At 44.3% G+C, this 24,398-nt stretch carries 23 protein-coding genes; 10 read left to right on the top strand and 13 right to left on the bottom strand.

The annotated features are described in order from the left end of the window. Positions 1-191 precede the first annotated feature (191 nt). Complete coding sequence (locus AC3CH3_RS20665; RefSeq protein ID WP_488538284.1) at positions 192-1,208, bottom strand: succinylglutamate desuccinylase/aspartoacylase family protein; 1,017 nt, start codon at positions 1,206-1,208, stop codon at positions 192-194. A gap of 376 nt (positions 1,209-1,584) precedes the next feature. Between AC3CH3_RS20665 and AC3CH3_RS20660 the strand changes: the two genes are divergently transcribed. From AC3CH3_RS20660 to AC3CH3_RS20650, 3 genes are all read left to right on the top strand, one after another. Then, positions 1,585-2,577 carry a porin gene (locus AC3CH3_RS20660; protein ID WP_488538283.1) on the top strand — a complete coding sequence of 331 codons (993 nt, stop codon included), beginning with the start codon at positions 1,585-1,587 and terminating at the stop codon, positions 2,575-2,577. A 154-nt stretch (positions 2,578-2,731) separates the two neighbouring features. After that, positions 2,732-3,622, top strand: a complete 891-nt coding sequence (locus AC3CH3_RS20655) for a DMT family transporter (protein WP_488538282.1) — start codon at positions 2,732-2,734, stop codon at positions 3,620-3,622. A 68-nt stretch (positions 3,623-3,690) separates the two neighbouring features. Beyond that, complete coding sequence (locus AC3CH3_RS20650; RefSeq protein ID WP_019826797.1) at positions 3,691-4,308, top strand: glutaredoxin domain-containing protein; 618 nt, start codon at positions 3,691-3,693, stop codon at positions 4,306-4,308. A 157-nt stretch (positions 4,309-4,465) separates the two neighbouring features. Here the strand turns inward: AC3CH3_RS20650 and AC3CH3_RS20645 are convergent, their stop codons facing one another. The 3 genes from AC3CH3_RS20645 to AC3CH3_RS20635 form a co-directional block, all read right to left on the bottom strand. Then, the gene (locus AC3CH3_RS20645) at positions 4,466-4,600 is read right to left on the bottom strand and encodes a hypothetical protein (protein WP_010431176.1); all 135 of its coding nucleotides are present in this window, start codon (positions 4,598-4,600) and stop codon (positions 4,466-4,468) included. Between the two features lie 285 nt (positions 4,601-4,885). Next, on the bottom strand, positions 4,886-5,236 hold the full coding sequence (locus AC3CH3_RS20640) for a hypothetical protein (RefSeq protein ID WP_488538281.1): 351 nt from the start codon (positions 5,234-5,236) through the stop codon (positions 4,886-4,888). 98 nt (positions 5,237-5,334) lie between these two features. Next, complete coding sequence (locus AC3CH3_RS20635) at positions 5,335-6,540, bottom strand: multidrug effflux MFS transporter (protein ID WP_488538280.1); 1,206 nt, start codon at positions 6,538-6,540, stop codon at positions 5,335-5,337. Between the two features lie 108 nt (positions 6,541-6,648). Here AC3CH3_RS20635 and AC3CH3_RS20630 point away from each other — a divergent pair, with 108 nt between their 5' ends. Next, the gene (locus AC3CH3_RS20630; protein ID WP_488538279.1) at positions 6,649-7,545 is read left to right on the top strand and encodes a LysR family transcriptional regulator; all 897 of its coding nucleotides are present in this window, start codon (positions 6,649-6,651) and stop codon (positions 7,543-7,545) included. Between the two features lie 142 nt (positions 7,546-7,687). After that, entirely contained in the window at positions 7,688-9,532 is a 1,845-nt protein-coding gene (locus tag AC3CH3_RS20625) for a putative bifunctional diguanylate cyclase/phosphodiesterase (protein ID WP_029405745.1), read from the top strand. Between the two features lie 151 nt (positions 9,533-9,683). On the opposite strand, the gene shyA is transcribed toward AC3CH3_RS20625, so the two are convergent. The 3 genes from shyA to AC3CH3_RS20610 form a co-directional block, all read right to left on the bottom strand. Beyond that, positions 9,684-10,994 carry a peptidoglycan DD-endopeptidase ShyA gene (shyA, locus tag AC3CH3_RS20620; protein WP_488538278.1) on the bottom strand — a complete coding sequence of 437 codons (1,311 nt, stop codon included), beginning with the start codon at positions 10,992-10,994 and terminating at the stop codon, positions 9,684-9,686. A gap of 276 nt (positions 10,995-11,270) precedes the next feature. Then, positions 11,271-11,570 carry an isoamylase early set domain-containing protein gene (locus tag AC3CH3_RS20615; RefSeq protein ID WP_009845720.1) on the bottom strand — a complete coding sequence of 100 codons (300 nt, stop codon included), beginning with the start codon at positions 11,568-11,570 and terminating at the stop codon, positions 11,271-11,273. 123 nt (positions 11,571-11,693) lie between these two features. Next, positions 11,694-12,347, bottom strand: a complete 654-nt coding sequence (locus AC3CH3_RS20610; protein WP_019826809.1) for a hypothetical protein — start codon at positions 12,345-12,347, stop codon at positions 11,694-11,696. 32 nt (positions 12,348-12,379) lie between these two features. Here AC3CH3_RS20610 and AC3CH3_RS20605 point away from each other — a divergent pair, with 32 nt between their 5' ends. The 4 genes from AC3CH3_RS20605 to AC3CH3_RS20590 all read left to right on the top strand — a co-directional run bounded on the left by AC3CH3_RS20605 (position 12,380) and on the right by AC3CH3_RS20590 (position 17,594). Beyond that, on the top strand, positions 12,380-12,862 hold the full coding sequence (locus AC3CH3_RS20605; RefSeq protein ID WP_019826811.1) for a GFA family protein: 483 nt from the start codon (positions 12,380-12,382) through the stop codon (positions 12,860-12,862). A 151-nt stretch (positions 12,863-13,013) separates the two neighbouring features. Beyond that, positions 13,014-13,688 (top strand): YoaK family protein, encoded by a 675-nt coding sequence (locus AC3CH3_RS20600; protein ID WP_029405746.1) that lies wholly within the window; start codon positions 13,014-13,016, stop codon positions 13,686-13,688. Positions 13,689-13,916: 228 nt separating this feature from the next. Continuing rightward, positions 13,917-15,287: a YjiH family protein gene (locus AC3CH3_RS20595; RefSeq protein WP_017064319.1), complete on the top strand. Its 1,371-nt coding sequence runs from the start codon at positions 13,917-13,919 to the stop codon at positions 15,285-15,287. A gap of 435 nt (positions 15,288-15,722) precedes the next feature. Continuing rightward, positions 15,723-17,594 (top strand): methyl-accepting chemotaxis protein, encoded by a 1,872-nt coding sequence (locus AC3CH3_RS20590; protein ID WP_333009714.1) that lies wholly within the window; start codon positions 15,723-15,725, stop codon positions 17,592-17,594. A gap of 113 nt (positions 17,595-17,707) precedes the next feature. Here the strand turns inward: AC3CH3_RS20590 and AC3CH3_RS20585 are convergent, their stop codons facing one another. Beyond that, complete coding sequence (locus AC3CH3_RS20585; protein WP_488538277.1) at positions 17,708-19,141, bottom strand: alpha-amylase family glycosyl hydrolase; 1,434 nt, start codon at positions 19,139-19,141, stop codon at positions 17,708-17,710. 282 nt (positions 19,142-19,423) lie between these two features. Then, positions 19,424-19,702: a peptidylprolyl isomerase PpiC gene (gene ppiC / locus AC3CH3_RS20580; RefSeq protein ID WP_017062750.1), complete on the bottom strand. Its 279-nt coding sequence runs from the start codon at positions 19,700-19,702 to the stop codon at positions 19,424-19,426. A 284-nt stretch (positions 19,703-19,986) separates the two neighbouring features. Between ppiC and AC3CH3_RS20575 the strand changes: the two genes are divergently transcribed. Further along, on the top strand, positions 19,987-20,901 hold the full coding sequence (locus tag AC3CH3_RS20575) for a chemotaxis protein (RefSeq protein WP_488538276.1): 915 nt from the start codon (positions 19,987-19,989) through the stop codon (positions 20,899-20,901). A gap of 93 nt (positions 20,902-20,994) precedes the next feature. On the opposite strand, the gene AC3CH3_RS20570 is transcribed toward AC3CH3_RS20575, so the two are convergent. The 4 genes from AC3CH3_RS20570 to hutW form a co-directional block, all read right to left on the bottom strand. Next, the gene (locus tag AC3CH3_RS20570; protein ID WP_488538275.1) at positions 20,995-21,555 is read right to left on the bottom strand and encodes an ATP:cob(I)alamin adenosyltransferase; all 561 of its coding nucleotides are present in this window, start codon (positions 21,553-21,555) and stop codon (positions 20,995-20,997) included. 160 nt (positions 21,556-21,715) lie between these two features. Next, entirely contained in the window at positions 21,716-22,246 is a 531-nt protein-coding gene (hutZ, locus tag AC3CH3_RS20565) for a heme utilization protein HutZ (RefSeq protein ID WP_019826823.1), read from the bottom strand. A 119-nt stretch (positions 22,247-22,365) separates the two neighbouring features. Then, positions 22,366-22,887, bottom strand: a complete 522-nt coding sequence (hutX, locus tag AC3CH3_RS20560; protein WP_008215687.1) for a heme utilization cystosolic carrier protein HutX — start codon at positions 22,885-22,887, stop codon at positions 22,366-22,368. Between the two features lie 49 nt (positions 22,888-22,936). After that, positions 22,937-24,346, bottom strand: a complete 1,410-nt coding sequence (hutW, locus tag AC3CH3_RS20555) for a heme anaerobic degradation radical SAM methyltransferase ChuW/HutW (protein WP_019826827.1) — start codon at positions 24,344-24,346, stop codon at positions 22,937-22,939. Between the last annotated feature and the right edge of the window lie 52 nt (positions 24,347-24,398).

Raw genomic sequence — 24,398 nt, 5'->3', positions numbered from 1 at the left:
CAGTCGAAGTGTCACTATCTCGCAATGGATTCTTAATCTAGCCTCGCTACTCTAAAAGCAGTTCTCTCGATGAGTCCAAGACGTGCTTACTCTAGACAACTGTCCTTTGACCGAGCCTAGCTCGGTCTTTTTTTACGTGTTTTAGATAACAACACAGTGCATTAACACGGAAACGTCCAACCGACTGAGCCTTAACTCAGCAAGCGACAAACAAGCGCACCCGGCTCCCTTAGCGCATCCACGTTATAGCTAAGGACACGTCCGGCAGACGGCGCGTGATAACGGCGACACTCATTACCAAAAGCGTCATATTGAATGGCCAACAGATCATCTTGTTCTACGCTTTGCAGAAGCTCTACCTGCGGCAATACGAAACCACCAATATCAGCGCGGATAGAAACCACATCATTTCCCTCTATCCAATCCATACTCGGCAGCTGCATTTTCTCAGGGTGATTTATTTCAACCTCGAACATTTCATAATAAGACAGCATGTTAAAAACACCGTCTACCGCTCGTTGAATCATGTCAGGCTGAGTAAATTTCCCCATCCCAACTTCCACCGTGATGCTCGGAATTCCACTTCGATTCCAAACCGTTTCTAAGATACCTGGGTCGCCAGTGTCATTCAGAACACAATCGGGCTGCATCAGCCTCGCCATCTCCAAACATTGTTCTATGCGGTAATCAGCAAACACATAAAGTGGATAAACTGCGCCACGAGTTTGAGTGTGGAGGTCAACGGCGAAGGTGGCATTATGCTTAAGCAAACGCTCCCACAAAGACGCAACAAAGCGCTCCGCTGCCAAGCCATTCGCGTTACCCGGAAAGAGTCGATTAAGATTAGCAGGGCAAGAACCCGGATCCGAAGAGATGAAATCACGGCTATGGTTCAGCAAGCCAGGCAGATTCACAGTAGGCACAATCGTTACCGTGCCTTTGAGCGTTTTACCGACTAAGTCCCTGATAATTTGCTGTGCAACCAACACTCCGTTTAGCTCATCACCGTGAATACCGGCGGTGATCATCAACTTAGGACCTTCTTGACTGCCTTTGAAAACAGAAACCGGCATGTTCTTAGGTTGCCCTAGCCCATCACTGGTGACTTGAAACCAAAACTGGTGCTCTCCAACGGGTAGGTCTTCAACATTCAAGGAGCCAATAACCTGCCTACCTTGTAAAACATCGCCTAAGTACTCTGTTTTCATCCAACGTCTCCATATTGTTGAGCAGAATCTATTCTCTTCTAAGTTTTTGCATCATAGAGGATATCCTAACCAGTACAAGCAGTTAATCAGATTGACAAGCCTTCATCGCTCCCAAAACTCATCACCATCGACATCCGTGATTCCAAGGTAAAACTTGTCAATATGACCGTTGAAATACACGCAACTTGTATATTTATTCACCGAACACTCAGTTACTTGAAATAAAAATGCAATAAAATCAACACTTAAAAAAGTTCCCCATTCACGAAAATGTAATTTTATGGAAATGAAAGCTTAATTTATCTGCTCTAAATTAGCTTCATATCGAAACGGAGAGCACATTGCTCACGGATTTTAAAATACAAGGTAAGCGATTATGAAAAAGGCAGTTCTAGCTTCTGCAGTGGTAGCGGCACTAGTTTCAGGTTCATCTCTAGCAGCAACAGTTTACAGCTCTGATGGTACAGAACTTAAAATTGGCGGTCGTGCGGAATTCCGTGGTGATTTCATTGGTTCAGGTGGTGCTGAAGTTGAAGGTACAATGGAAGATAAAACTCGTTTCCGTTTAAACCTTGGTGGTAAAACAGAACTTACAGATACTGTAACAGCATTCGGTTTCTACGAAGCAGAGCAAAGTACTGGTAACAGTGAGTTTAAAAACCGTTACATGTACGCTGGTGTTGATTTCGATGGCCAAGCACTTTCTGTAGGCCGCCAAGACATGGCTTCAGTAATCGTATCTGACTTTACGGATATCACTGAGTTCTCGGGTGTTCAACAAGTAATCGACGCAGCTTCTGACAAAGAAGATAGCGTATTTGCATACCGTGGTGGCTTTGACGCACTTCAATTAGAAGCAACTTATCAAGCAAATAGCGAAAAAGACTCAGACGGCTACGGCATCTCTGGTGTGTATTCATTACCATTCGGTCTTGACCTTGGTCTTGCATACTCTGGCGAAGATCTAGGTGCTGGTGCAGGTAGCGCAAACCAAATCCTTGCAGGTCTAGCATATTCTCTAGATAACCTTTACCTAGCAGCAACCTACTCTACAGGTGATTCAGACGATAAAGCAGTTGGCGCAGATGTTGAGTCATTCACTGCAATGGAATTCGCAGCACAGTATAAATTCACTAAGCAGTTTTCTGCTGCTGTAGTGTACACATATCAAGAAGATGAAGCGGCAAACGGTTCTACAGCAGATTCTGTTGATGGCATCGAGCTAGCAGGCTACTACAAGCTGAACAGCAACTTCCGTACATACCTTGCATACTACATCAATGGTTTGGACGAAGAGAAAAGCCTAATTACAGGTCTAACAACTGAAGGTGAAGACACACTTCGCCTAGGTGTACGTTACGACTTCTAATCTAAATCGACTTTAGATACAGACTAAAAGGTTGGGTAATTGCTCAACCTTTTTTCATATTCAAATATTCTGACTGACTTCATCAATGCTTTTTCTGGTTAAGTGGTGCTAAATCCGTATCATAGGTGGACCACATCAAATAATTAGAAGCATCATGTCACAACACCATCCGATCCAAGGCGCTAGCTGGATGCTAACCGCAGGCCTAGCCTTTGCCGTTATTAACAGCCTAACTCAAATTGCTAGCATTCATTTCGGACTTACTTCTACCACCGTCGCCGTCATTCAATACGCCATCGCGTTGTTCACTATTCTTCCTTATCTGAAAACGCTGGGCATTCGCCGTGCGCTAAAAACCGATAACCTCAAATTGCACGTATTCCGTGTCTTCTTGTCTGTTATTGGTATTCAACTTTGGATATGGGCACTGGCTTACCCAGTACCAATTTGGCAAGGCATTGCCCTTCTCATGACGTCGCCATTGTTTGCAACCATAGGCTCAGGGCTTTTCTTAAAAGAGAAAGTTGGGGCAGCTCGCTGGAGCGCGACCTTAGCCGGTTTCGTAGGTGCGATGGTGATTCTAGAGCCATGGGCTGAAGACTTTAACTGGGCAACGCTATTACCAGTCGGTGCCGCATTCTTCTGGGCATGCTACTCACTGATGGTGAAAAAGCTCTCTTCGCAAGACAGCCCTTCAACCATGGTGGTGTACCTGCTGCTATTAATCACACCATTTAACATCCTGCTTGCCGCGCCAGATTGGCAGACGCCAAGCGGCGGTACAATTTGGGCTATCTTGATTGTTATCGGTGTTATGACGGCACTCGCTCAATGGGCGATAGTAAAAGCCTACTCGGTCGCTGATGCTTCGTTTGTGCAACCTTTTGACCACGCGAAATTACCGCTAAATGTTTTAGCAGGTTGGATTGTGTTTAGTTGGGTTCCACCAGGTCGTTTATGGCTAGGGGCTGCTATTATTATTGCGTCAGTTGCATTTATAACGCACTGGGAAACCAAAAAACCTTCAAAAGTGAAGAAAGTTTAAGGTTGGTGAAATAAATAGTTCGACTGTCCGTTCTATATGGATAAGAGAATTCAAAAGAGGCCGTAACCATGAAGAAACCAGTCAAGATTACACTATACCGTTGGGCAGGCAGCTGGGGTCCATTTAAAGTTAATATCCCATGTGGGGAATGTACCCTTACCAAAGACATTCTGAAGGATACTTTTGAGAATGAGTTGGCCGATGTCGATGTCGAATTGGAAGTGAAAGATTGGTTGTCTCACTGGTGGGAGCCGCTAAAACTAGGCTCTTGGCATGCTCCAATCCTTGTTGTTGAAGGCAAAGTGGTAAGCCAAGGTGAAGCGCTGAATCGCGGTGTGTTAGTCCAATCGGTGATCAAAGAGTGGACCAAACGAGACAGCTTAAAAGGCAATATCGTTTACGGTAAGGCGACTTGTCCATTCTGTGTTAAAGCAAAGAAAATGCTTGATGAAGCCGGAGTTGAATACCAATATCACGATGTCGTAAAAGACAGCGCCGCTTTGTATCGTATGATTCCAGAGGTAAAAGCACACATTGGTGAGAAAACACCGGTCACCGTCCCGCAGATCTGGCTCGATGGTAAATACATCGGTGGAGCCGACAACTTAGAAGTATGGATGAAAGAAAATGGTTTAGATACCATTCCAAATAACGTTGTCGACCTGTCCAACCAATCGGCAGGCTAAACTCACACAGAGTTACAAATCCGATCGTGAATTAATCAGTGTTTTTTTGTGTCCATCCACAACAAAACGAGCGATGACCTTCATTAATCGCTAAAACGAAAAAGGCCTTAAACTTCATCGAGTTTAAGGCCTTTTAAAATTCCGTTTTTGAAAATGCTTATTTAGCCATTTTCTTCATCATTCGCTTAAAGAACGATGGTTTCTTTGGCTTTGAAGTGCCGTACAATGCTTCGTGCATCATGTTTTTTGCTGCCATTTGACCAAGGTATGCGTGGCCTAGTTCGTAATTCATGCTTATCTCCGCACATAATCAACTTTCTTTAGCGCGGATTTTACACTTAAAACGCTCAAAAACAAGATCTAAATCACACTTTAATGCAATATGAGCTATTAAATTGCAATAAACCTAATTTTTCCTGTGTGCTAGTCAGCATTGTATACGTATATCAATGAGTTAACTTGAAGTCCGGTTTGGCCTTAATGCTCCATTCCTAATATCAATCCAAGACATTGGTTTAGACACTGATAAAAAAAGCAGCTCAAGAGAGCTGCTTTCTAAAATGCTTTACTGAGAAACCTAGCTGCGCTTTGGCTGTCTGTAAGTTTTACCGGCAATTTGGTATGTGTCTTTTTGCTTCAATTCAAACATCGTTTCAAAGAACCAAGCTGCAAATTTGATTAAGTCATCGCCTTCATTCATGACATATTCGATGTACTCTTGCTCTTCGCCTTGTTCATTTTCTTGAAGCGTCACGTGGTAAATACGCTTTTCGCCTTCCACTTCAGCAAGTGCAAATTGACCAGTCAGTGATGCAGCAGCCTCAGCGACTTCTGTATCCTCATTGGATTTCAATAGCTCTAGCGCTTGAGGCAGGCCATCTAGTGCGCAGATAGCTTTTACCAGTACTTCAAATTCATTTTGCTGCATTTTTTTTTACCTATTCAATGGACCGAAGCATTGTAGAAAACCATCAGCACAAATACAACGTATTAACGATGGTGCGGGGACGATAGTGAACTAGGCAATTAGCTATATTCTACTCCAACAGTATCGTTCTTTTTGTTCACTTTGGTTGAGGACCAGAGCACCCCGCCCATAGCAGCACCAATAATGAGGTAGAACACGCCTAACTGTAGATGAGTCGTGACCCAACTTTCTACTAGATACCCACCCAATAAACCCGCTAAACACATCTGAATTGAGCCTGACAATGCCGACACTGCGCCCGCTTGCTTCTTATGAGGTTCTAATAACATGCTGATTGATAATGGGAACGAGATGCCTTGTGCTATCGCCAACCAAGTAAACGCCCAAACTAAGTTAAAAATGGATAACTCATGAGTAAGAAGCCAAGTTCCCGATGCCAAGATAATCAAAATAGCTAGGCTCATAAATTGGGGCGTACTAAACCTACGATTGAGTAAGTTTAAAGCGACGCTACCTATCAGTAAGCCCGCCGAAGGAACAATCATCAATGAGCCATATTCAGCGGCGGTCAGCCCCAATTGCTCTTGCATTAAGAATGGAAACAACGATAGTGAAACCAAACTCGCCATGTAGCTCATCCAGTTATAACTGGCACTGGTCAACACTTGGCGATTGGTCAACAAACGCCCGTAGTTCTTCACTACTTGGCACGCATCAAAGCGGCTCTTTCCGTATGGCAAAGTTTCATGCAGAACAAAGTAACCCAGCGTAAATATCGCTAATAAGTACAGTAAAACGAATAGGAATACCGCCTGCCAACCGAGGTGAAATGAAATCCAACCGCCAAATACTGGCGCAATGATCGGCATGATCGAAGCAGTGACCGAGATATAAGACAACGCTTTGGTAAGCTGTGAACCATCATAGCTGTCACGAAGCACGCTTCGCCCAAGAACCGAGGCACTACCCGCCCCTAACCCTTGCAACAAGCGACCAACTTCCAGCGCTGTCATATTGTCAGAAAACACAACACAAACGACAGTACCAATCAAATAAACACCCTGACCTAACAAGAATATAGGCCTTCTTCCCACCGCATCGGACATCGGTCCGTAAAATAGCTGAGACAAGCCAAAACCCACCAGAAACAGCGTGACGAGCAATTGCACATCCACTTGGGTAACACTTAAGTCAGCAGCAATGAGCGGCAATGATGGCAAGTAGATGCTCACACCCACCTGCCCTGTAGCAATGATCATCATTGCTAAGAGTAACGGCGTTTTTTTAAAGGTCGATTGGCTCAAAAAATTCCCTATTCGTTTGAAATTTGTGCATTAGGTGAGTTTACATTCAAAACCAATAATTGATAATTAGCTAAATTGGAATTTAATTAAGTCCCAACAGGAAATAATATGGATTGGATTCTTAACGTAAAAAGCTATGTCAGAGTAGTGGAAGAAGGCAGCTTCAATGGTGCAGCTAGAAAACTAAACACCACCAGCTCGGCGATCAGCAAACGAGTAAACTGGCTAGAGGAACGTATTGGCACTCAACTATTAAAGCGGACCACGCGCTCAATTAGCCAAACTGAAGCGGGCGCGCTGTTTTACCAACGAGCTAAGGATCAGCTGGATAACTGGCAATCCATTATTGATGAGACTCGCTCGGTTAACCAAACCCCAGCAGGTTTGTTAAAGATAGGCGCAACAATTGCTGTTGGGTCTAAGTTTCTAGTGCAATACATGGACGACTTCTTAGAAAAATATCCCGATATTAAAGTGCAGCTAATCACTACTACTCCAGGGCAGCTACCGGAGCTGGGCTTAGATCTGGTGATCAGTCGAGAACTGGAACAACTCAACTCTTTAAGCTTCAAGAAAACACCGCTGTTTGAACACAAAGCCAGCTTCTATGCAGCGCCAAGCTATTTGGCTAAGCATGGCTATCCCAGTAACGAACAAGACTTAGAACAGCACAATTCCTTAATCTGGGGCGAGCGCCCTACCCGAGAAGTCACACTCACCAAAGGGCAGCGCATCACCCTCAACGGTAACTTTGCTACCACCAATCCAGAGGCTTTGTTTCATGCTGCGAAGCGAGGAATGGGCATACTATTAACCATCAAAGCGATGATCAAAGAGGATCTAAAACAAGGGACATTGGTTCCAGTATTGCCAAATATTACTGCCGACGAAGTGATGGTTTACGCGTACTACCCTAAGCTTGATTACTCGCATACGCGAACAAAACTATTTTTGGACCATCTGAAAGAGAGATTAGACAAAGAGCGTAACACCCAAGCTCTGTGAAATAAGTCACATTTTAATTTGAAAAGTTATACAACACGGCCGATAATAAACAAGACGCATATCCATTATACAAAGATACACATATAGATAAGCATACGCTTACAGTACACAAAGTGAATCTGGTTAACTAGGGATGGTGACTATGACTCAACAGACTCAAAACAGCATGATAAGCACCGAGCGTATTGGTCGCTTACTTAAGTTGGAAGGGATCGACCTTTTAGAGTCAGCCGTGCTTACTTTACATCAGACCTTTGATACTCAGTACACTAGCATCATCGAGAAGAAGCACTTCCCTGATCAAATCGTTCCTCTGGTGATCGCTCAGTCCGACCATGTGTTGCATGACAAAATCAATGCGCGCCATGGTCATATCTATCAACAAGCGGTCAATCAAAGACACCCGGATTGCTCATTTGCTCAATACGTCGTCCAGTCATTACCGACATCGGCATTTAGGCAGGAAATCACCTCACAAAACTCGATCGCGATTCCTACTCGTACCCAAAGTGGTGAAGTCATGGGAGTGTTGTTCTCAACGTTCACCTCACCTCTTAGCCCAGATCAGCAACATGATGTGATCAAGCATCATCAGCTATTTGCTGACATCATCATCCACACGCTAAGAGAAATGTGGTTCAACGACCGATCTGAACAACTGGTTAATCAGCTGAGTTACGAGGTATCACACGATAGCTTAACAGGCCTGTTAAACCGCAGCTGCTTATCCGACACCTTAGAATCAATCACTCAACAGAGTGTTACTCCATTTACATTGGCTCTACTCGACATCAATAGCTTCAAAGCCATTAATGATATGCACGGTAATTATATTGGCGACAAGGTGCTGCAGTTTGTCGCAGAAACATTGCGCCGAACCTTACCTGAAAGCAACCTGACTTTTCGAACTGCGGGCAATGAGTTCGCTTTCATCACCTACCATTCCGACCCGATAGCCGTGTGCGAGCAAATACTCGCCAAAATTAAGCAAGGCTACAGTAGCGTTGATATCAAGATAGATTTCGACGTCAGCATCGGAATTGCCAGTTCAGATGGAGACAACAAAGACGTTGAGCAGATCATCTTCAATACCAGCTTGGCGCTCAAGGAGTGCAAACACAGCCAAGATACCCATATTCAATGTTATGACACTCACTTAAGAGTTCGCTACCAAAGAAAAACCGAGCTAGTCGCTGCGTTGCGAAGTGAACTGGAAAGCCCAATTTCACAAAGCTATATCCCCGACAGCAATGGAATGTACGTGGTGGTACAGCCGATTGTGGGTCAAGGTGAAACTCAATGGGAGTACTTCGAGGTACTGACTCGCTGGAAAACAGCGAGACATGGTGACATCTCACCCGTAGAGTTTATTCAAGTGGCTGAAGAATCAGGGCTGATTGTCGAATTAGGCGAACGCATTATTGAATTGGTGTGCCGCGCTAAAACAACACTAGAGCAAGGCTTAGGCTATAAGGTTAAGCTTGGAATCAACTGCTCTGCGCATGAGCTTACTGACTCGAAACGTTATATCTCGTATCTGACTCGAACCATTGAACAGCACCATTTTAAGGCGAATGAGTTTGTTATCGAGTTAACCGAAACAGTACTACTCTCTCCGACCCAAGAGACTAAATCCGCTCTTAACTTTCTGAGAGGACAAGGCTTCACGATTGCACTCGACGACTTTGGTACAGGCTACTCCAGTTTGAATTACATCCACAGCTACCCGATCGATTGCATTAAAATTGATGCGACCTTTATTCGGAACCTATTGACTAGCTCGACCTCAGAGAGCGTAGTGTGGCTGATTGTTCAATTAGCCCATAGGCTCGATGTATCTTTGGTTGCGGAAGGGGTTGAAAAACGTGAGCAATTAGAAAAACTGCACGCGATGGGATGTGACAAGATCCAAGGTTATCTCTACTCGCCACCGATGCGACCTGAAGCTATCGTTAGCTATGTCGCGCACTCTGAGCCTTTAGCTTAAACCCTTACCGATTCTTATCCCGAGAACTAAAAAGCCGCAGGAGCATCACTAAACACTGACTGTGCTTTGTGATGCTCTTGCGGCTTTGAAAAACAGTTTAATGAATAATAACTATCCAATAGCAGCTAACCTTTAACTTAACTATGGCTGGCTACTTACTATCATTATTAACCATTGCTAGATTGCGCGTTTCTAACGCTGCCTTCAATAGCTTGTCGGCTTTATCTCTCGCTGCTGTGAATGTCGCTTTTTCCTTTTTAGGCACAGAATCTGCCATCGGGATATTTGCTGTCATTGCATTGACAGGACGACCACGTTCAATCAGTTCATAGTGCAAATGCGCCCCCGTCACTCGGCCAGTTTTACCTGACAAGCCAATGCGCTGACCACGAGATACCGTTTGTCCTTTACGAACTAAGATTTTGCTCAAATGTAGGTAGCGTGTTTTGTACGTGCTGCCGTGTTGAATGACCACGTAGTTACCCGCATATGGGTGCTTACGCGTCATCATCACTTTACCATCACCCGTTGCTTGAACCGGCGTACCAACTGGCGTCGCGAAATCTGTACCGTTGTGCGGTGAAATGCGGCCAGTCACAGGGTGTAAGCGCTTAGGGTTAAACTGAGAACTTTGGCGCCAGCTACTGCTCACAGGGTAACGTTGGAAAGCACGTTGTAAGCTATCGCCGTCTGCATCGTAGTATTGACCATCGGTATGAAGATACGCAGACACTACACGGTTCTTATTAATGATCTTAATTGCTTCAATTTCGCGTTTGCCCGTAGCAACACCATCAACGAATTGCGCTTTCTGAAGCACCTCAAACTGATCGCCAGCACGTAAGTCGCGGCTGAAGTTCAGCTTGTCTTTAAGAAGGGTCACGATATGGTCAATCTCGAGGCTGTTCAGGCCAGCTTTATTCGCCGACATTGAGAAGCTGCCATGAATATCACCCACGAGAGGTCGCTGCTTCCATTCGCCCGGAATAGAGATATCTTCAAACTCGTACGTGCCATCTTCAAGCAGTCGATAAACCACTTTATCCGCAACACTAAATTGAAGTTCCATTTTGGAAAGATCGCCCGTCGCCTCATCACGCCAAAAACGCAATGTGTTACCCGGACGAAGCGTGTCTAACGCAAGAAAGTTTAAATCGGTTTCCATCACGCTCATCATCGATTTATAAGAAAATCCAAGCTGAGTGAAGATGCTACTTAAGTTATCGCCCGTTTGAATTTGGTACTCAAACGTTGGCGGTTCGATAACAGTAACAGAAGAAGGTGACAGAATTGACTCAATCACGGTTGAGTCAGGTAAATCAAGATCGATCGTTTTCGTCAGATCCGATTGTGACGATTGCAAAGCAACACCAATCGCAGCAATAAGTGGCAGTCCCAAAATAGCTACTTTTTTTACAGGTGAAAGCGCAGCAAACGGAGAGGGAAATATTTTTGAATACACGGTAAACAGGTCTTTCTACGATATAAAGGCATAGGATATGCTTTTCAAACGCATAAATCATCAATGCATTGTCATAATATGACGTGAATCTGTCTACTTAGAGCTAAGTCATTGAGTTACCGTAAGTGAACAGTCACTTCTCTCCAAATAAAATTAACCGCTAAATTTGAAAATAAAAAAGCAGAAACGGCTAGTTTCTGCTTTCTATTGGTTGACGTTATTCCGTTTCGAATAATTAATAATCGAAGCGAATTAGTCGCTGGTTTTAAGAAAAGACTATGCGTTTACCGTCGACACTAAGCAGTTGTCTTCACCAAACTCATTTGGGATGTAACGGTCAGCGTTCGCATCGTTCACCCATTGTTGGTCATCAACTAGGTAGCGGAATTGAAACTCGCCATCTTTAGGTAGGCGAGTTTTAAACTTGTAAACCTTCCCTTTGGCTAGTTTTTTCATTGGGGTGGCTTTCCAATCAAGAAAGTCAGCAACGATGGATACAGAGTTCGCTTCCTGAGCTTCTAGCTCGAAGGTCACTTCAACTTCATCTTTCGTCTTAAAAAAACGTTTATTAATCATTCGCAAGCTCCATTTGTAAAATAAGCGGACACAAAGCTAAGTGTGTCTAAATTTCATTCATCTAACTAAGATAATATGTAATTTGGCTCACATAAACAACAGATCCTTACATTCGCGAAAACGTTATTGCTTACCAATTGATTGCGTATCAAAAGAAAAACTCATTAACACCTTTTCAGAAGGGGGTTCTGCAAATGATTGTTCCGCAGAATGCTGAGTAAAGCCGATAAAACCTTCCCCAGTGAGTTTATTCTGTGATTGCGAATCTGGCTGCTGAGCGACCTCCAATGTCTGAATTTGTATACGATCCCCCAGGAAAAGTTGGTCGACTAACACCACGCGACTTCGTTGCTGGTCATGTTTAAACAGGCCAAGATAATAGAAAACACCGCTGCCTTGGTTAGATATCCACATCGGCGCGATAAAGAAACTCGCCTTACCCAGGGTGACAGCAGAAAGGTTATTGGTGTCTACCGTGACCACGCCACGCTCAACACCTGAGTCATAGCGTCCAAACGCGATCGCTCTAGGTTCGTCGACTTCATTGATAAAAGCGTATGCGTTAGTTTCAGGAACTTTGATTGTCCACGGGTTGGTGGTATTCAAATCAAAAACGGTTTCTACGACTGGGTCATAACTCACTTGAGAAGAAGGAAATTTCGCTAAGATCTCTTCATCACTCAAGCTAAAGCGATAAGCACCCGCGACTATCACCACAACCAGCATGACAATAGGAATCAGTAGAATCAGAGGAATAGGTAAGATTTTCTTTTTCATGGGCAATTTTATTCTTTTGTTTTCATCCAGTTGTGCAGACCATAAAGGGCTTTAGCATAATTATCAATACAGGGTTAACCAGAACTGGAGCATGGATGGATATCAATCATATTAAAGATAGAAATATCAGAAATTGCGAATGCCGTTGTGGCTCGGTCAGCCTAGTATGCCGAGGCGAACCTCAACGAACCTCTGTCTGTCATTGTTATGAGTGTCAGAAACGCACCGGAAGTGTGTTCGGCGTACAGGCTCGGTTCCCAATAGAACAAGTCACACTCAGCGGTGAAGTGACCTCTTTTTCACGCATCAGCGATACGGGTAATGAAGTCACCTATCAGTTTTGCCCCAAGTGTGGCACCACCATGCTTTTGCAGTCAGTTGCCGCCGCCGATTTTTATGTCGTCCCGCTCGGATTATTTAAAGAGCAAGACTTCCCACTGCCGAGCTTTTCGGTTTATGAAGAACGCAAACACGGTTGGGTTAAGTTCGACCACCAAATGAGCTATTACAACTAGTTCGTCATTGAGCGTTATCTTTATATAGCAACAGTATTAAAACAAACTGCAATACTGTTGCCTAAGATCAAATATCAACGCTCCACTGCGCTAGCGTATCTTTTCTCTAGCGTTATAATCTTGCTCCTCTATTTAACCCAGAGTGAACCACATGATTTCTAAGCTACCTCGCTGGGTTGAATACGGCGCCTTACTATTAGCAGCCCTTGCTGGCAGTGTTAATGCTATCGGCTTACTTGGCTTCCAACATCAAGCTATCTCCCATATCTCCGGCACCATGTCTTTGCTAGGCAGTAGCCTGCTTACACCGACCTCGGCTTCTGTTCACCTCCTATTGGTGATCATGAGCTTCATGTTAGGTGCGGCGTTCAGCGGGTTCTTTATTGAAAACCAAGCATTGAAGTTAGGACGCCGTTACGGTGTTGCGCTATGTATTGAGGGTGGATTGCTGTTTTTGGCGCTGTGGACACTGTTGCAAGGCTATACTTCAGGTCAGTATTTCGCTTCAGCCGCGTGTGGTTTGCAGAACGCGATGATCACCACTTACAGCGGGGCGATCATTAGAACAACACACATGAGCGGGATCATTACCGATCTTGGGATCATGATTGGCGCTCGCTTAAAGGGGATGCCTTTTGACCGCCGTAAAGCCAAACTGCTAATGTTCATTGTGGTTGGCTTCCTGTTTGGCGGCTTAATTGGCGCTTGTCTGTTCCAACGCTTCGAAATCTTAGCATTGGCTTTCCCAGCTTCTTTCGCCTTCATTATTGCGTTTAGCTACTGGTTATACTTGACCTATCGAACTGAAACCCCAGTCAATTTATAAATATCTGGCAATATAACCTCAAACTACGTAACATCCGCAACACTTTATTCTAAACTCTTAATACGTTGCAGAATAACCAGCATGAATATTTAGCGATATTTGATGAATAGTATTGCAAGCGATATTAATACTGGGTAATCTTGCACCCAATGAGAAAATACGGACGTTTAGTGAATAAAAATGCCAAGGATGTGGCTTTTTTACGTGTAGAAATTCGAGAACAATAACATGTCTAACAACACGAATACTGCTCAAACAGAGAAATCTAAAGGCAGTTTCTGGGTTTTCTTAATCCCATCATTGATTGGTTTATTCCTTTTCATGGCACCCATCAGCTATCAAGGTGATCTAACCATCCCTGTAGCTATATTAGCCAAATCAATTCAAGCGGTTTTCGGTGAATATCTAGTCCCTATCATCACTGCGATCGTTGCTTTCATGTCTGTAGCTTCAGTTTTAAGCACCATTTTTAAGCCTACATTCATTACATCAAATTCATTTTTAAACGGCCTTTTCAACCCATCTCCACTATGGTTGTTGGTTCGTTTAATTGGTGGTGCTGCAGCCGTTATGGCTTTCTTCCAAGTTGGCCCTGAGGTTATTTGGGAAGAAAATACTGGTGGTCTGGTTCTAGAAGGCCTGCTTCCGACACTGTTTTCAGTATTCATCTTTGCTGGTTTGCTACTTCCGCTTCTACTTAACTTTGGTCTACTAGAGCTGTTTGGCACGCTACTAAGTAAAATCATGCGTCCAATCTTCAACCTACCAGGCCGCAGTGCTATTGACTGTATGGCTTCTTGGTTGGGTGACGGCAGCGTTGGTATCCTGCTTACAAGCAAACAGTACGAGAAGAAATTCTACACTCAGCGTGAAGCTGCGGTTGTTGGTACGACTTTCTCAGCAGTATCTATCACATTCAGTCTTGTGGTTATTGCTCAGGTAGAACTAGAGCACCTGTTCCTACCTTTCTACGCAGCAATCTGCTTAGCGGGTATTGTGGCAGCGGTGATCATCCCTCGCCTTCCACCACTAAGCATGAAGAAAGATACTTTCATTGATGGCAGCAAGCCGCACAAAGACGCTGACGCGATCCCAGCAGGTCACTCAACGTTCTCTTGGGGTCTTGAGCTAGCGGTAAATAAAGCATCTCAAGTAAAGTCGGCTAAATCTGTATTTGGCGAAGGCGTTCGTAACGCCGTGGATATGGTATTTGGCGTACTGCCTGTTGTTATGGGTTTAGGTACAATGGCACTGGTTATTGCGGAATACACGTCTGTGTTCTCAATCCTAGGTCAGCCTTTCATTCCATTCCTAGAGCTACTTGGTGTTCCTGAAGCGGTTGCAGCATCTGAAACGATTGTTGTTGGTTTTGCGGACATGTTTATCCCAGCAATCCTTGCGGCTTCTATCGACAACGAGATGACTCGCTTTGTTATTGCAGCAATGTCGGTAACTCAGCTGATCTACATGTCTGAGGTGGGCGCTCTACTTCTAGGCAGTAAGATTCCAGTGAACATCTTAGAACTGTTTATTATCTTTATTCTACGTACGTTAATTACGCTTCCAGTTATCGCTGGTGTAGCGCATCTAATATTCTAAATTAGATACTACTTATATAACTCAATAAAGATTCAGTTTATAAAGCCTCACTTTTGTGGGGCTTTTTATTAGCACAAATATATACACAGCATTATTTAGAGTTCAATCAATTTATAAGTTCTGCATATCACTTGATTTCATATCGTTTATTCAACCCACCTCTTGTTAATAGAAAACTGAACGCATAATCGTCAAATTAATACATTCTTAATCCCTCCTTAAACTCCGTATAGCCCCATTCCCCAACTCATTGAACCAAATACTAAAAGTAACAAATATGTGATTTAGTGAATTTTGTATTGTTTAGGTTGTTGTATTTTTGTAGTCTATTTTGTGAAATTACATTCAAGTAAAATCCAATCTAGTCGATATATATAATTACAAAAACACGATTAACTTTAGTCTTCGCAAAGCCTGTGAGAAGGGGAAAACTCAATGAAATTTAGCCATAAGGTGGTTGCTGCATCATCAGCCTTGCTGCTAGTGACAGTATCATTGCTTTCAATACAACAACTTTACACTGTAAGAAGTGCAGTAGAAAACCACGTCAATGCGAGCCTGAAAGAGATGGTCTCGGGCGTGAAAAATACCGTCGTATCGGAGATGAACGCCAAGAAAGCGTTGGCTCAATCGACGACTGAAGTCATCGAGATCAACCCTGAAGATCGCGCTTACGTTAAAGAAATCTTAGAAAAGCCAAAGCTTAAAAACAGCTTCCTAGCGGTTGGTTTTGGTTATGAAGCAAACGGTTTCGTTATTGAAAATGATGATGGTTGGGAAGCAGGTCCAGATTACGACCCACGAATTCGTCCTTGGTACATTGATGCTAAATCCAAAAACAGTTTGGTTGTAACCGCTCCTTATGTGGATGCATCAAGTAAGAAAGTCATCATATCAGTAGGCACTCCAGTTAAAGACAATGGTCGCTTTACTGCAGGTATGTTCTACGACCTAGAATTGACGAACCTTGCTACCTTGGTCAACCAAGTGAACTTGTTTGATGCGGGTTACCTATTCCTGGTAACAGCCGACGGCACCACGATTGCTCACCCGAATGCGAAAAACAACGGTGAAATGCTTTCAAGCTACATGCCTCAAGCGACTATTCGTGAAGGCTCTCAAGAAATTGAAGTCGACGGCAAAATGTTCCTAGTTAACTTCACCCACATCCCTAGTGAAGATTGGTATATCGGTGCCATCCTCGATGAAGAGATCGCGTTCCAAACCGTTGAAGAGTTGAAGAACAGCTCAATGATCTACTCATTGATTGCGGTGATTCTCAGCATCATTGCTCTAACAGTTCTGATTCGTGTGTTAATGCGCCCACTGGATGCACTTAACCAAGCGATTCAAGATGTAGCAAGCGGACAAGGTGACTTAACTAAGCGCCTAGATACCAACACAGACAAAGAGTTCTCTGACCTAGCGAAAGGCTTCAATACCTTTACCGAAAATCTGCAAAATCAGATCATTCAATCGAAAGCTATTGGTGTTGAGATTAAACGCGGTACTGAAATCACAGTGAAAGGCGCGGGCGAATCAGCGAAAGCAATGAATACCCAGCTGCAAGAGCTTGAACAGTTAGCGACTGCAATGAACGAGATGGCGGTTACTGCAACTGAAGTTGCAAACAATGCTCAAGGCGCAGCTGCTGCAGCCCGTGAAGCAGACGAAGCAACGCTAGACGGCACATCTGTCGTAAGTGACACCACTCAAGCGATTGATAACCTTTCAGCTCGTATCGACCAAGCGGTTGCCGAAGTACAAGTACTTGAATCAGCAACAGCCAACATCGAAACGATTCTAAAAGTAATCAACGATATTGCAGACCAAACCAACCTACTGGCATTGAATGCAGCTATTGAAGCGGCGCGTGCTGGTGAGTCAGGCCGTGGTTTCGCAGTCGTTGCCGATGAAGTTCGCACTCTGGCGCAGCGTACTCAAGAGTCGACGACTGAAATCCGCAACATGATTGAACAGCTCCAAGCGGGTGCAAGCTCAGTATCGAACGCGATGAACCAAAGTAAAGACACAGCCACTGACGCCGTTGAACGCGCTCAGCAAGCGAACTCTTCACTTGACCGTATCCGTGACGCGATTCAACGCATCTCAGATATGAACATCCAGATTGCTTCAGCGGCAGAAGAGCAGAGCTTGGTAGCGGAAGAGATCAATAACAACACTGTTAAGATCAAAGACCTTTCAACACAAGTATCAACAGCGGCCCAAGAAGCGAATACCGCAATGCAGCAGCAAACTGACAATGTTCGCCAACAAGACGAGCTATTGAATAAGTTTACGGTTTAACCAAGGTTTGGCTCAGTTGCCGTTTGGCTGAGTCGCCATTTGGTTTAGTTACCGAGCAATAGCTTAAAATAAAAAGCCCCGATTACTGATTGCCAGTAAGCGGGGCTTTCTTTTCAATATTGTCTTTCTTGCCGATTGGGCTTAACCATAACAGATTCGGTCGAGTTGGTCGTCAACATCATGCACTGGTTAGGCTCAACCTTAACGGTTAACTCCTTTCCGACACAGTCGAACACCTCTCCAGACAACAAATCGGTCACTGCGCCAGTCCAATTTAATGAGGCTGTTTTACTTCGCTTCGACTTGTTGATCACCACAATGCCTTTATCACCACGGACAAACACCAACAAATCATCATTCGCTTCAACCACACGCATCGCTTCGCCATGAACATGGTTATGGAATTGAATCATGCTTTTCATGTAAGGCGCTTGCCAGTCGTTAAGCCAACGAGGCTGACCGCTCTTGTCCAGAATACCGCTGGTGCTCAGTTCACTGTAAACAAGCGGCACACCGCCGTCTCGACCAAGAATGAAAGCATGAGCCAATCGCTCATCCACTTCATCCATTACATGCTCCAAAAACACCTCGTTGTTTGGAATGTCATGGGTCACGGCAAAAGTGATAGCTCTCATGTTCGATAGAGCCTGACCAAAACAGTAAGGGTTGATCAGAGACTTAAAGCTGCCCTGCTCTTCAAAGGCTTTGAAGATGGTATTGAACAGAGGGAAATCATACGCACCTAAACGCGTGTGCTTCAGGTATGGCTCAAGGAACAGCTCGTACTCTTCTTCCGTCGCACCGCCATCGGTAATGATCTCGCCAAAGATGTGCATTTCTTCACAGATATCATCAGTCCAAACCTTACGAAGGTGTGACAGTGTCATATGCTTTGCCGCATCAATGCGAAATCCTTTCACACCAATCTCTTTCAGTGCTTTTAGGTAGGCTCTTTGTTGTGCCACCACATTATCGTTATCGAGTAGCGTTGGCAGGCCAGGATCGCTCGCGCCACCGGTAATACGCCCGTTTTGCACTTCCCACGTGTCTTTCCAGTTCTTGATACCAAACGCTTCCACGAAGTCGTTCTCATCAAAAAGAGGCTCAGAAAGGTCACCAAACAAACGTATGGATTCATAATAGTCAGCATCTTTTTGATAAGACGCCATGTCTTGCTGATTGGGATACGTTAAGTCACCGCGGATGCCCGATTCGTTGGCCATGTGGTTAAAAACGACATCTACATAAGTACGAAGCCCGTGTTGCTTTAACGTGTTCACCATCGCAGTGAAATCTTGCGTGTCACCAAGCTGGTTGTCGATCACACGGTAATCTTGGGGCTGATAACGTTGCCACCATTGGGTGCCAGAATTTCGGTCGCAACCCTTAGGGCCGCGCAGCGATTTCATCGCCGGTGATACTAAAACAGATTTATAACCCAACTCTTGGATCAGTGGGGCGTTCTTCATTACGTCAGCGTAGCACCAGTCAAAGGCATGCAATATGACATCTGTCGCTGGGTTGCTTAACATAGCTGAACTCTCCATGTTGTTCTCCTACCAAACTCGTTTACAGCTTTCTAGAAAAGGCAAAGGCTAAAAGGCAAAGCTGCATAAATTTCCTCAAGAATGGTATTTATTATATGAGTTACTCATTAAAAACCCTCCTCCTCCTACCAATTACTCACGGTGGATAGTTGAGGGCGTAGCACCAATTATCGCATAACGTCTGGGATGAACACTCAACCGTAGTACTTTAAAACGCGCAAAAAAGTCACAAAAAAGGAGCGTATATACGCTCCTTTTATTCCATCAAACACATATCTTACACTAGGTTCTGTAAAGAACCTTAACTACATGCCAACCGAATTTTGTTTTCACAAGGTGGGGTACAAGCGTCTCGCCAGAGAAACAAACCTTATCAAACTGAGGCACCATTTGACCTTTTTTGAACTCGCCTAGGTCGCCGCCCTTTTTACCAGATGGACAGGTTGAATGTTTCTTCGCTAGCGTTTGAAATTTAGCGCCCTTTTTAAGCTGCGTCATGATGTCTTCTGCTAGTTCTTTATGCTTCACCAAAATATGAAGCGCTGCTGCTGTTCTTGCCATGATAATTCTCAGTTTGTTGCTGCCAGTTTACTTACTACGATTGCTTAGAACATCGCGAATGAACTGACTGTTGTAAATCTGTTTACCGCTAACGGCTTATCGACATAAATTCATCGACAGCCAGCGTTTAGCGTGATTTTAACCCAAGAACCGCTATTCTTCACTCTATAACCGAAAACAACTGCATTAAAGGCCATTAAAAACCGCATCGCGACTTGCTGCGGCTTCCATTTCCCTTTAAATTAATCCTTATAAATTAAGCGCGTATTAAGTAGGAGCCACTTATGGCCAAACCGATCAGTAAAGCGAGTCAGTCACAGGGAATGTTGATGTTCAAGTTATCCCTCACTCAAAGTTTTGCGATTGGCACGCTTAAGGTCAGAGAAATCGTCCCTTTTCAGCCGATGACTCAGATCCCCTACTCCCATCATCACGTGATTGGTACAGTAACTATCCGCGACCTTACAGTTCCAGTTATTGATATGTCCGCTGCGATTGGCTTCCGTCCAATAACACCCACTGAATACCAAGATTGTGTACTCATCGTTACTGACTGTTTAAGAACAGTTGTGGCATTCTTGGTTCGTTCAATTGATAAAATCATTGAATGCGACTGGAAGAGTATTGAATCTCCACCCACCAGTGTGGGTCGCAATGTGTTTGTTACCGGTATTACACGTTTCGAAGACCGTATTGTGCAAATGCTCGATGTGGAACTGCTGCTTTCTAAGATCTACCCAGCTTATGAAAATGCGCACATTCCGATGCTGACCGATGTAGAAAGGGAACGCCTCAAAGCGTTGAACATCTTATTGGTGGATGACTCTTTGATTGCGCGTAAACAGTTATCAGATGCCTTAGACAGCATCAACATCCCTTACAGCATTTGTAACAACGGCTTAGATGCCATCGAACTAATGCGACGCCAAGCCAGCGCTGGCAATGCCATTGATCTTCTGGTGAGTGATATCGAGATGCCAGGATTAGATGGTTATGAGCTTGCATTTGAAGTGCAAAACGACAGCGCTCTAAGTCACGCTTACTGTATTTTGCACACATCACTATCCAGTGAGATCTGTGTGGATCGTGCTAATCAAGTAGGAGCCCACGAAGCGCTTGAGAAGTTCAATGCGGGTGAGTTAATCGAAGCTATGCTACGCGGCGCAAAAGTCTTAAACGACGCCTCTACGGCGGCTTAGGCTCTGTTTAGAAGCTAAACCTAGCATAGTGCTCAATGGTTTAGCTTCTTAATCTCTTCTTTCTTCAAACCTTAATAAGAATAGAGTTAACCGTTAGTCTTTGTTATCTGGCATAGACTTTTTCGGCATAGCATAGCTCTTACTCTCAAATTCCACTTCCTCGACTTCATTGACATGATTGGTAAAAGAGGCCAATGCATAGAGAGTGTTCGCGACTAGGTTTGCGTATTTAAAAAGAATCGGGTCTGGCGACTTTTTGCTTTCATGATGTTCAATACTCACCAAAGCTCGCACCACTTTCTTAGCCTGACAACGACACAAGTGAAGCTCGCTAGACACTCGATTCCCGCCAGGTAATACAAACCCTTTGAAGCCACCTTCTAGCTGCTCACGGATACGATGGTAATCTTGCTTAAGCTCGACCAGTTCGGATTCAGTAATCGCTAACTTCCCACGCACGGAACCATTCAAATGATAGATGTTCGGCTGTAGGCGTTGCAGGATCTCGCGAACTTGTGGTTCCAATTCCAATGAAAGAACCAATCCAACTCGGCAACAAAGCTCGTCCGACAGAATCTCAAAATCACAGATAGGACTGTCTTCATAAATGAACGGGTAACAGAACTCGTCCCAATCTCGACTTACTGGTTTCACGTAGCGATCCTTACACATAAATATTAGTCAGACGCCAATATACCAAACTCTTTGATTTAGTCTGCTTTTTCTCACATCAACGCTAGTGTGTTTACAACGATTTTTAGACGTAAAAAAAACCTCACATTGGAGGGCTTCTTACATAACCAGTTAAACGAGATTACTCGTTAGATACTTTTTTGTGGCCTTCTTGAAGGTGAACGAAATCCACCAGATCGTCGCCTGACACTTGGTATGCCTGACCGAAGCCTTTAACGAATAGGCCGTTCTCTGCTTTAAGGTTGAATAGAGAGAAGTCTTGAAGTTGGCTCAAACCATCAATGATTTCACCAAAACGCTCTTGCATCTGGCCAATCACTTGAGTCCAAAGCTCTGTTTCACGCTCAATAACACTTGCTTGAGCATCAAACGTTAAACGCTTACGTGCGTAAAGCTGCTTCGAGCTCTCTTCGTCTTCAATCATCATCAAAGAGACCTGAGGGTTTGCTTTCAAGTTACGAGCATGACGAGCAATATCAGAAATTAGAACAAAGTAACCTTCTTGGTTCTGAACGAAAGGTGCGTAACTTACGTTCGGGCGACCTTCTTCATCAACCGTTGCAAGTTGAAGGGTACGGCGCTCTTGGCGAAACTCTTTAATTTCTGGACCTAGGCGACCTTGTAGACGTTCTTGTTTTACTTGCTGTTCCATGGGTAATTCCTTTATTCACTTTCTCTGATTTATTATTTTTGCTCGAGGTTGAGCGATCATTAGCGAACTAAACGATCCTCGAGCATTGATGTTTTATTAACTATTACTGCTGATTCTGTTTAAGCTTGCGCTTTTAACGCTTTGAAGCGTTCTACTTGGTCGGCAATAAGCTCACGCTTTTCGTTGCGGCCTAGGTAGATCTTAAAAATGTTCTCGCCCGTTTCACTGAAGAAACCGAAGTAATGACTTTCACGACCCATGAACGCTTTGCTCACCAAACCGATCTGTTTAACGTTGTCTAACTTTAGGTGACCATGAAGCTCGCCTTCTTTGCCCATCAGGTTGTAGTAACCACGCGCTACTTTACCTTTAGGAAACGGCGCTTTTACTTCAAAGATTGATCCGAATGAATGCACGATTGTGGTCACAGGGCCCCAACCCACTAATCCTTCTAGAATTTCTTGAGCACGGCTGCCATCTAGCATCACTGCCATGTCGTTTGGAAAAGCAGCAACTACTTCAACCTCTGAAACACCGAGCTTCTCAGCAATCGCAGTCGGAAGCAGTTTTGGCTCTTCTTCTAGAATGCGAGCAACACGTTGCTCTAGAGTTTCTGTCATTTCTAATGTTGTATCTGTCATTGAATATGTTTCCGTATAAACGAGTAAGTTATAAACTAAAAATTCGATATTAAGCGTGCTTCAAGCTTGCATGCGGGTGAACGCCCGAACCTGACGCTTTCGGCGCAGGGTGCACCGCTTGATATTCAGCGTTAAGTACTTGAATCACACTCTGAGCGAGGCTTACTGCCCAAAAGCTGCCAGCAATAGTCAGGCTCAAGTAATCCTCTGAAAGCTCAACCAAGCCATTCTTTTCCCAATGTGAGAACAGAGGCTTCAAGTAATCGAACGTGTCTTGTCCCATAAAGGTCGGCAACGTACTTCTTCTAACAACACCAGAATCAAAGCCTGCCTTTAATGTCGAGAAGATCGGCTCTAATAAGCTTTGCTTCGTCATCATGGCAATCGGCAACTGACCTTGTTTTATAGACTCCATGTAGCTGTCTAAAGTTCGATGTTGCATCACACCGTGGCCGCCAATGTTGCCACCAGCGCCACAACCAATTGGAAGCACTTCGGCATAAGTTTTAGCTAAGCTGTTGTAAATGCTGCGTTCGCGGTTATCGCGAGTCCAGTGATTCACACTCAGCTGTTTAACCTTGTGCTTAGCCATGAACTCAACACCCGCCAAGTACATACTCGCCTTATCTGGCGTGTTGGCCGGCGGTGGGATTTTTCCTTTCTCAACGAGATTAAGCATAGGTGCATTGCCCGCAACGATCAGTTGGTAGAGGTCAATACCGTGTGCGCCCGTAGACATGTAGTCTTCTAAATCTTGTTGGAACACTTCCATAGACTGGTGCGGTAGTCCGTATAACAAATCAAGAACGATTGGCGCTTGCTCTATACGACTTAGTGAACTGATACGTTCTAGCACAACCTCTCGGTCATCTAAGCGCTTAGCACTGCGTCGAACTTGAGTGTTGAAACTTTGAATACCAAAGGAGAAACGGTTGAAACCACCTTCAAGCGCACGATCAAACATCTCGTCACCAAATCGATTGATGCGCCCTTCCAATGTCATCTCAACATCGTTTGCTAGTGGGAAATATTGGCGAATCGCTTTACCCAGCTGCTCAACTTGTTGAGGCGACAAATCGGTAGGTGTTCCGCCACCAATATAGACAGCGTGAAATAGTCCAGACTGAGCCCAAGGCGTTTTGGCTTTCTGCTTTAGCTCGACCATCAGTGCATCGAAATACTCATCCACTAATTTACGGCTTGCGGCATTTTGGAAGAAATTGCAGAACGTACAACGCACACGACAGAAAGGAATGTGGATATACAAGCAACGCTTATCCTGTTTTTTCCCTTCACTCAGCATCAGTTCGTCAAAGAGTTCTAACTTCTTACTGGGGTCGACCGGAATTGAACTTCCTCCGGCGTGTGCAGAATGCTTTTTCGCAAACGCAAAACGAAGCGGATCAGGGCTAGAAATGCCCAAGATTGATTCGTCAAATTTATAAATATTAAGACTCATATGATCTCTCTAAACATTTACATAGCAAAGTCTGGAAGACTATTCGCTAAAA

It is taken from the genome of Vibrio sp. QJM3NY_35 (assembly GCF_057785915.1).
The sequence above is the reverse complement of the archived record's forward strand: the minus strand, read 5'-3'. Positions and strand labels throughout refer to the sequence as shown.